The organism is Burkholderia sp. Bp8994, from assembly GCF_003853805.1.
In the GTDB taxonomy this organism is placed as follows: domain Bacteria; phylum Pseudomonadota; class Gammaproteobacteria; order Burkholderiales; family Burkholderiaceae; genus Burkholderia.
Genome location: NZ_QTQH01000001.1, coordinates 131,973 through 144,952 on the forward strand (window position 1 = coordinate 131,973; position 12,980 = coordinate 144,952).

Annotated in this window: 11 protein-coding genes; 4 read left to right on the plus strand and 7 right to left on the minus strand. The window is 67.9% G+C overall.

Annotation, left to right across the window (positions count from 1 at the left end):
• Positions 1-11: 11 nt before the first annotated feature.
• The 6 genes from DIE04_RS00570 to DIE04_RS00595 all read right to left on the minus strand — a co-directional run bounded on the left by DIE04_RS00570 (position 12) and on the right by DIE04_RS00595 (position 6,898).
• Positions 12-2,486, minus strand: a complete 2,475-nt coding sequence (locus DIE04_RS00570; RefSeq protein ID WP_124519612.1) for a glycosyl hydrolase 2 galactose-binding domain-containing protein — start codon at positions 2,484-2,486, stop codon at positions 12-14.
• Entirely contained in the window at positions 2,483-3,538 is a 1,056-nt protein-coding gene (locus DIE04_RS00575) for a DUF1839 family protein (RefSeq protein ID WP_124484966.1), read from the minus strand. The genes DIE04_RS00570 and DIE04_RS00575 overlap by 4 nt, the downstream gene beginning before the upstream one ends.
• The gene (locus DIE04_RS00580; RefSeq protein ID WP_124519609.1) at positions 3,535-4,506 is read right to left on the minus strand and encodes an amino acid--[acyl-carrier-protein] ligase; all 972 of its coding nucleotides are present in this window, start codon (positions 4,504-4,506) and stop codon (positions 3,535-3,537) included. The genes DIE04_RS00575 and DIE04_RS00580 overlap by 4 nt, the downstream gene beginning before the upstream one ends.
• Complete coding sequence (locus tag DIE04_RS00585) at positions 4,503-5,699, minus strand: acyl-CoA dehydrogenase family protein (protein WP_124519607.1); 1,197 nt, start codon at positions 5,697-5,699, stop codon at positions 4,503-4,505. The genes DIE04_RS00580 and DIE04_RS00585 overlap by 4 nt, the downstream gene beginning before the upstream one ends.
• Positions 5,696-5,947, minus strand: coding sequence for an acyl carrier protein (locus DIE04_RS00590; protein WP_044842951.1), 252 nt, complete (start codon positions 5,945-5,947; stop codon positions 5,696-5,698). The genes DIE04_RS00585 and DIE04_RS00590 overlap by 4 nt, the downstream gene beginning before the upstream one ends.
• A 168-nt stretch (positions 5,948-6,115) precedes the next feature.
• The gene (locus tag DIE04_RS00595; RefSeq protein WP_185500280.1) at positions 6,116-6,898 is read right to left on the minus strand and encodes a Crp/Fnr family transcriptional regulator; all 783 of its coding nucleotides are present in this window, start codon (positions 6,896-6,898) and stop codon (positions 6,116-6,118) included.
• A 904-nt stretch (positions 6,899-7,802) separates the two neighbouring features.
• Between DIE04_RS00595 and DIE04_RS00600 the strand changes: the two genes are divergently transcribed.
• Together DIE04_RS00600 and DIE04_RS00605 are read left to right on the plus strand one after the other, a co-directional pair.
• Complete coding sequence (locus DIE04_RS00600; protein ID WP_124519605.1) at positions 7,803-8,585, plus strand: Crp/Fnr family transcriptional regulator; 783 nt, start codon at positions 7,803-7,805, stop codon at positions 8,583-8,585.
• 32 nt (positions 8,586-8,617) lie between these two features.
• Entirely contained in the window at positions 8,618-10,009 is a 1,392-nt protein-coding gene (locus DIE04_RS00605; RefSeq protein WP_185500281.1) for an undecaprenyl-phosphate glucose phosphotransferase, read from the plus strand.
• 73 nt (positions 10,010-10,082) lie between these two features.
• Here the strand turns inward: DIE04_RS00605 and DIE04_RS00610 are convergent, their stop codons facing one another.
• Positions 10,083-10,292 carry a hypothetical protein gene (locus DIE04_RS00610; RefSeq protein ID WP_044842953.1) on the minus strand — a complete coding sequence of 70 codons (210 nt, stop codon included), beginning with the start codon at positions 10,290-10,292 and terminating at the stop codon, positions 10,083-10,085.
• A gap of 306 nt (positions 10,293-10,598) precedes the next feature.
• On the opposite strand from DIE04_RS00610, the gene DIE04_RS00615 reads away from it, so the two are divergent.
• Positions 10,599-10,991, plus strand: a complete 393-nt coding sequence (locus DIE04_RS00615) for a TraR/DksA C4-type zinc finger protein (RefSeq protein WP_124519602.1) — start codon at positions 10,599-10,601, stop codon at positions 10,989-10,991.
• A gap of 167 nt (positions 10,992-11,158) precedes the next feature.
• Positions 11,159-12,952 carry a DNA polymerase/3'-5' exonuclease PolX gene (polX, locus tag DIE04_RS00620; RefSeq protein WP_124519600.1) on the plus strand — a complete coding sequence of 598 codons (1,794 nt, stop codon included), beginning with the start codon at positions 11,159-11,161 and terminating at the stop codon, positions 12,950-12,952.
• Positions 12,953-12,980: the final 28 nt, after the last annotated feature.

A 12,980-nucleotide genomic window follows, 5' to 3' on the forward strand; every position in this document is an offset into this window, starting at 1 on the left:
GCCCGCTCGCGTCAGCCGGTCAACGCCGCACGCACGGTTCGCGCGGCGTTGACCGCGCGGATTTCGACGGTCGGTGGCGCGCCGGCGGCAGCATGGCCGCCGGTGTTCGCGAGCGGCACGAGCGCGACACGCGCCGGCGTGCCGGGCGCGAGATCGAACCAGTCGTCGCGCGGCACGAAGCCCGGTGCATCGATCTGCACGTGACGTGCGACGTGGCGCGTGCCGATGTCGACGTGCCACGTGTCGCCGGTGCGCGACACGCATGCCTCGATGCCGGGTTCGCGACGGGCGAACACGGCCGGGTGCGTGCGGGACGGGAAGTAGAACGCCTGCGACAGCAGCGTGCCGTCGTCGGCGCGCAGTGTCGCGACGACGGTATCGTGCTCGCACGGGCCGAAGCGATACGCGTAGGTCCAGTCGAAGAAGCGGCCGAGCAATTCGGCCGAATCGAGCCGCACCGTGTCGTGCGCGGCGATCCGGACCGGAGCGCCGGCACGCGCGAGCGGCGTGCGGCCGTCGCGCAGCGCGACCAGCTCGACGGCCGCCGACAGCGGCGCCGGCCGCTCGTTGATCACGTGCACGTCGAGCCCGTTCAGCCCTTCGTCGACGAGCAGGACCTGCACGGGCTGAAGTACCTGGCGCAGCGCATACCACGCCGATTTCGGCCGATGCGCCGCATCGAGCAAGCCCCATCCGGCGCCCGCCATCACATCCTGGAACTGCCAGACGAGCGCACCCGCGCAGCGTGAGCCGGTGCGCCGCCACTCCGAGAACGTGTCCCGCATCAGTTCCGCGATCACCGCGCGCGATAGCTCGAAGTAGCGCGACGGATCCTCGCGCCGCAGGCGGTCGGGCGCCACGTCGTACAACGTCTGCAGATAATGATCGCGAATATCGTCGAAATCCCACGACGTGCCGGGGTCGCGCGGCACGGCCGCTTTCCACCGCGGCTCGTGCACGCCCGGCCAGCCGAGGCTGGCGAGCATCGCATCGCACGGCACGTTCGCGAACGCGAGGCATTCGCTCGCGAAGCGCACGTCGGCGCGACGCGCGTCGTCGAGCGGGCGAAGGTACGCGCCGACACCGTAATAGTGCGACACGCGCTCGCGCGGCATGAACGGCAGCACGCCGCCGTCGGGCGAGTCGGGGACGTACAGCGCGTCGGGCCGCCGTGCCGCCGCGTGGTCGGCGAGGCGCTCGGCGGTCAGTTCGAGGAAGCGCTGCTTCGGCCCGAGACCCGACATCGCGCCCTGCTGCGCAATCTCGCTGCCGCCGCACAGCACCGCGAGCGACGGCGACGCGCGTACGCGCGTGAGGAACTGCTCGGCTTCGCGACCGACGGCGTCCGCGAAGGCACGATCGTCGAGCGCATAGTCGAAGTTCGCGAACATGAAGTCCTGCCAGACGAGCAGTCCGAGCCGGTCGCACCACGCATGGAATGCGTCGGCCTCGTAGGTCATCGTGCCGCCGACGCGAATCATGTTGAAGCCGGCGTCGCGCGCGTATCCGAGCAGGCGGCCGTAGGTCGCGTCGTCGGCGTGCAGCGCGAGCGGTGCGGCGCTGCTCCAGCATGCGCCGCGCGCGAACACGCGCACGCCGTTGACGCGCAACCCGAACCCCTTGCCGTCGTCGCCAGCGTCCGGTTCGATCGTGCGAAAGCCCGTCGCGCCGAGCGGCCGCCGTTCGGCACCGATGTGCAATGCGACGTCGTAAAGCACCGGTTCGCCATGCGTGTGCGGCCACCAGCGGCGCACGTTCGGCACCGCGACGGTCGCATGGAGCCGGTCGGCGCCGCGGCGTTCGAGCGTCGCGTGGTGCTCGCCGCACGACAGCCGGGCCGCAAACGCCTCGGGCAGCGGCCCAGCGAATGTGAGTGCCGCATCGAGCCAGCCGGTATCGCCGTCGAGGCGCGCGTGCAGGTCGCAATGAACGAGAACGGGACCGTCGGCAGGGTCCAGCACGTCGACGGGCCGCCATGGACCGGTCGGCACGCAGCGCGGAAACCAGCCGGGCATGTGCCCGAGCAGCGCCGTGCGAACGGTGCGCAACGTCGCCGGTTCGGCGAGCCGCGTGCGCCAGCGTGCGCGGCGCGGTGCGCGCACATCGCGCAGGTGCGGCGCGAGGGCGCGGAAGCAGACGGTCAACCGGTGCGTGCCGTCGAGCGACACGGGCACGTCGTGCGCGACGAACATGCTGTCCGAGCGCAGGATCGGCGTGTCGTCGAGCCATGCCTCGGCGAGCGTCGCGAGGCCGTGAAAGCGCAGCACGCGCGGCCCGTGCCCGTGGAGTTCGACGCGATACCAGTGGTCGCGCTCGTCGAGCGACGCGGTATCGTCGGCCCGGCCGGCCAGCGCGAGCGCCTGCGCGACCGTGCCGGGGACGGGGGCGGCGATCCAGCCGTCGGCCGGAAGATCGAGCGGCCCGCGCGCGGCACCCGCGGGCGTGGCGAGCAGCGACCACGCGAGCGCGGCATGCGCGCGCGTCACCGCACCAACGGCACGGCGGCCGCGTCGACGCGCACGGGCGCCGCGTGCTGCAGCGGCGGGGCGATCTGCCGCGCGCAGTCGATCAGGTCCGCGTAAGCCGCTTCGATCGCTTCGAGCGTCGCGTCGCCGCGCTCTTCCTTGCCGCGCGCACACGCCCGCGCCAGCCGGAACTCCAGTACCATCGCCTCGGATGCGATGCGGTCGCAGGCGGTACGAATCTCGGCGAACGGCCCGACGCAGCCGCTCGCCTGCAGCCAGCGCGCGTAATGGCCGAACAGTTCGAAGTTCGCGCCGAGTTGCCGCACCGAATTGAACGAGTACGCGTGGAAGCGTTCGAGCGGGGAATCGGCGAGCGATTTCGCATCGAGCTGCAGCTGGCGCCGGAACGCCGTGACCGGATTGACGACCGGCAGCCGGCGCAGATGCCGCTGCAGCGACGCGAGCGAGACCTCGCACAGCGCGCGCTCGTCGAGCGGTGCGAAACGCCGCTTCGCGCACTCGACGTACGGCGGCAGCGGCATCGGCGAACAGCCGCCGACGAGCCCGTTGTAGTCGAAGTCCTCGGCCACGTAATAGCCGCTGTTGTGGAAGTAGCCGATCTGGCGGCGCGTGCGATCGATCGAGTCGATGCCGATCGTCGTCTTCGTATGCTGCGTACGGTAGCTGCTGCCGCGCGTGTCCGGCAGGAACCACGCGTCGACCTCGACGATCATCAGGTGACCGCGCGCGACCTGCGTCTCGATGTGCTGGTCGAGCGGCTCGTAGATCGAGTGTTCCTGCACGACGATGCCGTACAGCCGCTCCAGTTCGTCGTGCGGAAACTTGAAGAACGTGAACTGGTCACCCTCGAAGTCGAGCGCGATCGTAAACGGCAGCGCCGCGTACGGGTTGAGGCCCCACCAGCGGAGCACCTCGAGCCACATGTCGACATAGCAGTTGGTCTGTTTCCAGACCATCTCCTGACTGTGCAGCGGGTGCGGCCGATAGTGGCGTGCGCGGTGGCGCACGTCCTCGAACGACGCGTCCTCGCCGTCGCGGGACACGAATTTCATCGCGTACCCCACAGCACGTCGCGAACGTCGGCCGGCCATGCGTCGAGGTCGAAACCGTGATGACGGAACAGCGCGAGCGTCAGCCGCTCGAGGCCGAAGCCGACGCAGCCCGTATGCGCGACGTCGCCCGTCGCGGTGCGGATGTCCCACAGCAGCCCGAAGTGATCCATGTGGTAGTTGAAGCTCAGGCACGCGGTCTGGCGGTCGTCGTGCTCGATCGGGATCAGCAGCTCGAACTTCAGGTTCTGCTCGCGCTGGCTGTTCGCGACGATCTTGCCGCCGCGCCCGAAGAACGGATCGTTCGCGAGATCGATCGCGTTCGGCAGTTGCAGCGCCTCGATCATCCGTGTGCCGCGCTCCATCCACGTCGCGCGGAACGAGACGATCTGCTCGGGCGTGCCGATGCGTATGTATTCGCGCATCCGGAACAGCTGCATGCGGGTCGGGTCGAGCGACGGCTCGTGGCGGAAGCAATACGAGAACACGTCGACGATGCGGCCGTCGTCGGGCAGCGCACCGGCGCGCGCGACGACCGGATAGACCGGATAGCAGGCGGCCGGCGTCATCACGACGTAGGTCGGCTTCTGGCTTTCGGTCCAGTCCTCGCCGCGGTCGAGACACTGCAGCAAGCGCTGGTGCCGCTGTTCGTCGCCGCAGAATGCATGCACGCTGCCCGCGAGTTGCGGGAAGCTCTTCATGTATTCGCTGCGCTCGAATTCGGTGCGGCTCATCGCCGGCGGGAAGCGCAGCACTTCGGCCTGCTGGTCGGCGCCGAGGCGCGTGACGAAGGCGTCGAGCGCTTCGACGACGCGCTCGAACCGCTCGCTGCGGCCGAACAGGCCCTGGATGCCGGTCGACACGAGAAGTCCCGCATCGATCAGCTCGTCGCGCAGCGGATTGACGCCCGCGCGGTCGAGCGGCGCGTCGGACGGGGTGGCGGCGGAAGGCACGGAGAGGCGATCGTTCACGAATGTTTCTCCAGCGTCGCGGGACGCAGTGCGAGCAGCAGGCTCGAGGTATTGGCGGCAATGCGGTCGTTGCTGATCATCAGCGGCGCCGCGTGCAGGTCGCGCAGGTGGCGGCCGATGCTGAACGGCGTGCCGTGCTTGTAGCCGGCCATCCCGCAGATCATCATCGCCTGCTGGGCGACTTCGAGCGCGGTCGACGACACATAGGTCTTCAGCGTGTTGATCTCGGCCGCCCAGGCCATGCCGGCCGACCACGAGCGGGGCGACGCGCTGGCATAGAGGCGCAGCACGCTGTCGACGCGGGCCTGCATTGCCTGCATCAGCGCAAGCGATTCGGCGATGCGCCGCGACGCGGGCGACGGCGCACCGTCGGTCTGGCGCGCCTGCGTGCGGAAGAACTGGTGCGCGCGATGGAACGCGTCGCCGGCCACGCCGATCCACACCGCCGCCCACAGGATGTGCGAAACCGGCACCATCGTCTGTTCGGCGATCTGCGCGAACGGCACGGGCAGGCACTGCACGGTCGTGCCCTGTGCATCGAGCACGAAGCCGTTGCTGCACGTGCCGCGCATGCCGAGCGTGTCCCATTCGCCGCGGCGCGTGAGCGTATAGCCGTCGCGCAGCACCGTGACGAGCACCTGCTCGGACGCCGGCGCGTCGGCGTCGCGCCGCGCGGTCGCGAGGATGCCGTCCGCGTAGTCGCCGTACGAGATCGTCGGCGCAGATTTGTGCAGCCGGAATTCGCCGCCGTTGGTCTCGAGCGCGCACTGGCTCGCGCGCAGGTTGCCGCCGACGCCGTCCTCCGACGTCGCCGACGCGAGCAGCCACTGATGGCGCACGAGCTGTTGCAGGAACAGCTTGTGCCAGCCCTGGTCGGCCGCGTGATTGACGATGCAGGCCACCTGGATCTGGTGCATCGCGAACACCATCGCCGACGACGCGCAGGCCTGGCCGAGGATCGAGCATGCCGATGCGACGTCGGCCAGCGACGCGCCGGCGCCGCCGAGCCGGGTCGGGACCATTGCGCTCAGCAGGCGGCGCGCACGCATGGCCTCGATCGCCTCGACAGGGCAGCGCGCGTCCCGGTCGACCGCATCCGCGTGCTGGGCGGCGATTTGCGCGACGGCGTGCGCGGCCTCGTCGAGCCGGCGTGGTTCGTCGTCGGCCGCGAGTTCGGGAAGCAGCGCGCTCATGCGGAATGCTCGGCGCGCTGCAGGGTCGCAATGGTGTCCGCGAGCGCGTCGACGCTGCGGAACAGATTGCGGTTCAGCATCTCGTCGGGAATCTCGATGTTGAACTGCTTCTCGATCGCGAGCATCAGCTGGATCGTATCGAGCGAGGAGAGGCCCGCTTCGTAGAGGTCATCCCCGTCACCGATCGAGTCGATCGCGGCTTCGAGGTGGGCGACGTGCTTGAGGATGGTTCTGATTTCGTTTTTCACGTGCTGCTCCGGCGTGTGAGGTGTCGTCCGCAAGGGCGGACGCGCGCAGCGCGCTGACATCCCCCCGGCAGTCCGGCATCAGTAGACCATTCGCACGCCCGGCGTTCTGTTCGCCACCCTACAATCGGCTGACTCGCGTCGCACGCGTGCGACGACACGCCGTGCGCATCACGCGCGTGCCGCGGCGCTCACGCCCGAGTCGGCCGACAGGATGCGCTTCATCTCGTCGCGCACGATCGCGCGGCAGCCGCACGACATTTTCTCGAGGCCCGCAAGGTCGGCAAGCTCGATCGAGCTCCGGTACTGACGGATCAGGCCGAGTTTCTGGATCTCCCCGGCCGCATCCGTGACCGTCTCGCGCCGCACGCCGAGCATCTGCGCGAGCATGCTGTGGGTGATCTGGATCTCGATGCTGCGCGACCGGTCGTACGCGAGCAGGAACCATCTGCATAACTGATGTTTGAGCACGTGATGTCGGCTGCAGAACGTGATCTGCGAGACCTGGGCCATCAGCAGCCGCACGCAGACGAACACCAGATGGCGAATCACCGGCGACGCGTCGAACGCGGCGGCGAAGATGCGCCGGTCGAGCCGGTAGACGAAGCCGTCGCGGCATGCGACGGCACGGCACGGCATCCGGCCGCTGCCGCCGATCACGTCGTCGCAGACGACGCTCTCGCTGCCGATCTCGGCCACTTCCAGCGTCATGCCGCCGGACGACACGTACTGCAGCGAAATCGCCGTCGTGACGGGCAGGTAGACCGCGGTGAGCATTTCACCCGGTTCGCACAGCACCTGGCCCGATTTCAGGTGAACGAGTTGGAGGTTGGCAATCAGCGTCGCGCGTTCGTCGCGGTCGAGGGCCGCGAGGAACCGGTTGGCGTCGAAGCTGTGGGAAAGCTCGATCATGCCGCTCGCATGGGCGACGGCGTCATTGGCCTGGTGGGTCACGGCGGATCCTCGTAGGGAGCGATCGCACATCGCGCGACGCCATCCACGGGGATTTAGCACGCACGTGCGGATTCGTGTTCATAGAAATTCGAATGCCGATGGCGGAAAAGGCTAGCACGCAATTCAATTCGATAAATTGCGCATTACGTCACTTCACAATGTTTGACGATTTGGGGTAAATGAAAAGGTTATAGGTATTTGAAGATCGTCTTCGTATGAATTAATTGCACTGGAGGGTGAATCGCGAATTCGGTGCTGATCGAGAATCAATCCGGCAACGAAGTGCATCGTACAAGAAAAATATCTAGAATGCATTGAACATTATTTGACAATTTAGATTCGTGGGTATGATTTATTAATTGAATCATGGTGTTGCGTGAGATATGTGCGTTTGATTACAGTGTTGTAAATTAATCCAGCGATTCATATTTGAGACAGTTTCAAACGACCATTCGAGCGTGCGGCACGCCACTCTGGCCCGTTTGAGACATCATGGAAACAATTGAAAACAGGGTGTAAGTTATTGAACGATAAGACTCCCGCGCCGCTGCCGGTTCCACTGCCGGCCCCGCGCTCAATGATCAGTCGAATTGCCGGCTGCGTCCGCGACGCAAGCGGGTGTCCGGAAATGAGACGTTTTTTGCGGTTTTCGACCGGCTATTCGGGGGCGCTAAATCGCAAGTCATTTATATATTAAGGATGGAGCGGGTATTGGCACGTAAATCGCTTATCGAAACGGGCGTGTCGAAACGGGACTGCCGATTCGATCCAGCGGCGAGACGCTGTGGGTCGATTGGATCGAGGGTTGTGGGCCGCAACCCGCGTCGCCGTCCGGGCGCGCATCGCGATAACGAATTCCGCTGACGCGGCTGCATGCGGCGCGGACGATAAAAGGGATACAGACATGCTTCATCTTCACTCGAGCTACTCGGCGAATGCCATCCTCGATGCCCTTCCGGAGGACAGCATCCGTGCCATCGCACCGCACCTCGAACTGGTCCGGATCAAGGCCGGCATGCTCGACCGTGTCGGGGAACCGATGCGCCACCTGCATTTCCCGACCACCGCCATGATGTCGGTGCAGCACCTGATGGAGGACGGAGCGATGGTCGAGGTCGCCGTGGTCGGCCGCGAAGGTGTGGTCGGCCTGGCGACGCTCGTCGGCGGCACCGCGGTATCGAATCGCGTCGAAGTCCGTATCGGCGGGATGGCCTACCGCGTGCCGACCTGCGTGATGCGCTCGGAATTCGAACGTTCGCCGGCGACGTATCGGCTGCTGCTGAACTACTGCCAGGCGACGATGGCGCAGATTTCGCGCAGCGCGTTGTGCAACCGGCATCACTCGGTCAGCGAGCAGTTGAGCCGCTGGCTGCTGCTCGCGCATGACCGGATCGACGGCGACGAACTGGCTGTCACGCAGCAGACGATCGCGAACATGCTCGGCGTGCGTCGCGAAGGCGTGACGGAAGCGGCCGGCAACCTGCAGGAAGCCGGGCTGATCCGTCAGCGTCGCGGCCGCATCACCGTGCTCGATCGCGACGGTCTCGAGCGCCAGGCATGCGAGTGCTACGAGCTGATTCGCGCGGACTATCGCCGGCTGCTCGGCACGCGGGCCGGCACGCGTGCGTTGCCGGTGCGGCCGCGCATGCAGGACCTGCACGGCGGTTTCCCCGCGCACGGTGTGTGACGATGCATGCGATGGCGGGTGGAACGAATGCGATGCGACGCGCCGCGATCGCCGCGGTCGACGTTGCGCTGGTGCTGGCAGGTGCGCTCGCCGCGCAGGCTGCGATGGGGCTCGCGTGGCACGATCTGTCGGACGCGCAGCGCGGCACGGTCGCATTGCTGTGCGTGCTGACCGTCGCGCTGTTGCCGCGCAGCGTGCGCGTGACGCGCGGCGCGGCGTCGCCGCACGACGGCGGTGCCGTGCTGACGCGCACGGTGGTGGCCGTCGTGTGCGTGGGCACGCTGACGGTGGCCGGCACGATGTGGATCATGAACCGCGGCGGCACGGTCACGACGCGCTGGATCGCGCGGACGGTGCTGTCCGGCGACGCGGCACTGCTGCTCGGCAGGCTGGCACTCTGCGTGCTGGCGATGAAGCGTGGCGATCCGCGCACGCGGCAGCGGCGGGTTGCGGTCGTCGGGGCGACCGCTTACGGACGGGTGGCGATCGAGCGCATGCAGCTCGAACCGGCCGGGCCGTTCGCGGCTGCCTGCGTGTTCGACGACGATGCACCGGCCGTGGCCACGACTGACGGGATCGGCGGCGTGCCGGTGATCGACGACTGGGGCGCGTTGCGGCGCATGATCCGCGGCGGCGAGATCGACGAAGTGTGGCTTACGCTGCCGATGTCGCACGAGTCACGCATCCAGCGCATCGTACGCGAACTGCGCGACGAGTTCGTCGAGCTGCGGCTGTTGCCGGACGTGCGGCAGATGGCGGTCGTCGAGCGATCCGCGACCGATGTGCTCGGCATGCCGGCCATCAACCTCGCGACCACGCCGCGTTCCGCGCCGGAACTGTGGGCGAAGTTCGCGTTCGACCGGCTGTTCGCCGGCGCCGTGCTGATTCCGCTGCTGCCGCTGCTCGCGGCGCTGGCGATCGCGGTGAAGCTGTCGTCGCCGGGGCCCGTCTTGTTCAGGCAGCGCCGCAAGGGCGCCGACGGGCGCGAGTTCCATATCCTCAAGTTCAGGACGATGCGCGTGCATCGCGTACAGCCCGGTATCGTGCGACAGGCCTCGCGCAACGATGCGCGCATCACGCCGGTCGGCGCGTTCCTGCGACGCACGTCGCTCGACGAGTTGCCGCAGTTCTTCAACGTGCTGTTCGGCCAGATGTCGGTGGTCGGCCCGCGTCCGCACGCGATCGAACACGACGACTTCTACCGGCAACTGATCGACTGCTACATGTATCGCTATCGCGTCCGGCCGGGAATCACGGGATGGGCGCAGGTGAACGGCTATCGCGGCGAGACGCGCAAGGTCGAGGCGATGGCCGCGCGCGTGAAGTTCGACCTGTTCTACATGCAGAACTGGAGCTTCTGGTTCGACATGAAGATCATCCTGATGACGGTCGTGCGCGGCTTCGTCGGGCGCAACGCATTTTGATGAAGAGGATTGCGAAGTATCGAGCGTCGACTCGTGCTTCCGGCCTCGATACGACGCGTCCCGCAGCCGCGCTTCAGCTGTGCGCCGGCGGCTGAGCGGCTGCCGGCAACGCAGCGGGCGAGACGGCGGGGCTGGCGTCGGGCGCGGCTTGCGCGCTCGACGGCTGGATGGCGTGCTGGATCGTCGGCACGACCATCGTCGGGAACAGGGCCGCAAGGGCCACCCAGATGACGACGCCGAACAACATGACGTTCTCCCGGAAAGCCGCGGATTCGCCGCGCATGCTCTCAATCTACGACGCAACTTTTTACAGGGGATTGATCGACCTCAACGGCGGCTGCGTCAGACGAATGCTGCTCCGCGGGGTTTTCGCATCGGTCCCCGGTTTCTGATGCGCGATGCGGGCGCTGACGCCGGTCAACACACGCGTGTGCATTGGGTTTATGCTGCGTCGAATGCGTCCCGCACTTCATGTGGCCGGACGCGCATCCGGGCACGACGAGCCGGGCATCCCGGGCCGCCGTGCACCGGCGCGACAACCGCGCGCCGCATGCCTCATTGCGCGGAACCCGGAAAAGGAGGGACGGCGATGGCGCTCGATCGAGAACAACGGCAGACGCTGCAGCGACGGCTGACCGAGAGCGAGCTGGCGTTGCGTGCGGAGATCCGGACGAGCGAGGACCAGCGCGCGTCGGAGTCCTATGCGGAGCTTGCCGGCGCGGCGCCGGACGAGGGCGACGAGGCCAATGCCGATCTGTTCGTCGACATGGATCACGCGCTGATCGGGATGAAGCTGGCCGAGTTGCGCGCGATCGGGCGCGCGCAGCAGCGCATGCGCGACGGCAGCTACGGCGAGTGTATCGATTGCGATGCACCGGTCGGCTACGAGCGACTGCTCGCGCGCCCGACCGCCGAGCGTTGCACGCATTGCCAGTCGATATACGAGCGGCGCTACGCGACGACACCGCGCGCATCGCTGTGACGTCGGTGCAGGGGCCACGCAAGCAGCGAGCCCCGCGCGGAACGACACGGGCAATCGGCGCAGGATGACCAACGGGCACCCGCCGCCGTCGACATGCGGCGCCGGGCGGGCCGACGCCGGCACGCCGGCGCACGGCGCCATCCACGTGGAAGGGAGCCACGCCGATCATGCCGATCCACAATGCCGAGTGCGCGGCCGTCTTCACCGAAATCGCCGACATGCTCGAGATCCAGGGCGCCAACCCGTTCCGGGTGCGTGCCTACCGCAACGCGGCCCGTACGATCGCCGACTACGGGCGCGACATTCCGGCGATGATCGAGAGCGGCAGCGATCTCGGCCGGATTCCATCGATCGGTGCCGATCTCGCGGCGAAGCTGCGCGAGATCGCCGCGACCGGTACCTGCGAACTGCAGCAAACGCTGCGCCATGCGTTGCCGGGCGCGATCGTCGAACTGCTCGACGTGCCGGGGCTCGGCGCGAAACGCGTCAAGGCGCTGCATGACGCACTGCACGTCGACTCGCTCGAGCAACTGCGCGTCGAAGCGAAGAGCGGGCACGTGCGCGCGCTGCCGGGTTTCGGCGCGAAGACCGAAGCGCACCTGCTCGACGCGCTCGACGAGCGCCTGAAGCGCGAGCCGCAGCGCTTTCTGCTGCCGGATGCCGCGCAATCGCTGATGCCGTTGCTCGAGCGCTTGCGCAAGGTGGGCGGCGTCGGCGAAGCGGTGCCGGCCGGCAGCTTTCGCCGCTGCCGCGAGACGGTCGGTGATCTCGACATCCTCGTGACCGCACGCGATCCGGCCGCCGTGGCCGATGCGTTCGTCGGCTATGGCGAGGTCGCACGCGTGCTCGCGAACGGCAAGACGCGTTCGAGCGTCGTGCTCGGCAACGGGCTGCAGGTCGACCTGCGCGTCGTCGACGCCGACGCGTTCGGCGCGGCGCTCGTCTACTTCACGGGATCGAAAGCGCACAACATCGCGCTGCGCCGGATCGCGCAGGCCGGCGGGCTGAAGATCAACGAATACGGCGTATTCCGCGGCGACGAGCGGATCGCGGGCGCGACGGAGGCATCCGTCTACGAGGCGATCGGCCTTCACTGGGTGCCGCCCGAGTTGCGCGAGGGCCGCGGCGAGATCGACGCGTCGCGCGTCGGCGCGCTGCCGGCGCTGGTCGAACGCAAGCACGTTCATGGCGATCTGCATGCGCATACCGACGCATCGGCAGGGCGCGACAGCCTGCGCGCGATGGCGGACGCGGCGCGTGCGCGCGGGCTCGCGTATCTGGCCGTCACCGATCGCACGCCGGAGTCCGGCGGCGGCCGTACCGATGCCGACTGGCTCGTACGGCAGATCGACGAGATCGACCGCCTCAATGCGTCATTCGACGACTTCGTGCTGCTGAAGGGCGTCGAGGCGGGCATTCGCGAGGACGGCAGCCTCGATGTGGCCGACGACGTGCTCGGCCGGCTCGATCTCGTGGTCGGCGCGGTACGTGACCGCTTCGACCTGCCGGGCGACGCGCAGACCGAGCGGATGCTGCGCGCGATCGATCACCCGTATTTCACGATCCTCGCGCATCCGACCGGCCGGCTGCTCGGCGAACGCGACGCATGCGAACTCGACGTGCCGAGCGTGCTCGCCGCGGCCGCCGCGCGCCACTGCTTCGTCGAACTCGACGGCGACCCGCGGCGGCTCGATCTGCCGGACGTCTGGTGCCGCGAGGCCGCCAAGGCCGGCGTCGCGGTGGCGATCGGCTCGGACGCGCGGTGCGCGGACGATCTGGACAATCTTGGATACGGTATCGGCCAGGCGCGGCGCGGGTGGCTCACGCGACAGGACGTGCTCAACACGCGCACGCTCGCGCAACTGCGGCCGCTGCTGGCGCGCACGATGGGTGCTAGTGGTGCGAGTGGCACAACCGGCACAAGCATCGCGTCGAAGCGCGGCCGCCCGAAGCGCGCGTGACGGCGCACGTGCGCGCCGTTACGCATGC

Bases quoted from the DNA above. Each gene is read 5' to 3' on its own strand.
- DIE04_RS00575 (WP_124484966.1), bottom strand. From the start codon at position 3,538: ATGAAATTCGTGTCCCGCGACGGCGAGGACGCGTCGTTCGAGGACGTG.
- DIE04_RS00585 (WP_124519607.1), bottom strand. From the start codon at position 5,699: ATGAGCGCGCTGCTTCCCGAACTCGCGGCCGACGACGAACCACGCCGG.
- DIE04_RS00600 (WP_124519605.1), top strand. From the start codon at position 7,803: ATGCTTCATCTTCACTCGAGCTACTCGGCGAATGCCATCCTCGATGCC.
- DIE04_RS00605 (WP_185500281.1), top strand. From the start codon at position 8,618: ATGCGACGCGCCGCGATCGCCGCGGTCGACGTTGCGCTGGTGCTGGCA.
- DIE04_RS00610 (WP_044842953.1), bottom strand. From the start codon at position 10,292: ATGCGCGGCGAATCCGCGGCTTTCCGGGAGAACGTCATGTTGTTCGGC.
- DIE04_RS00615 (WP_124519602.1), top strand. From the start codon at position 10,599: ATGGCGCTCGATCGAGAACAACGGCAGACGCTGCAGCGACGGCTGACC.
- polX (WP_124519600.1), top strand. From the start codon at position 11,159: ATGCCGATCCACAATGCCGAGTGCGCGGCCGTCTTCACCGAAATCGCC.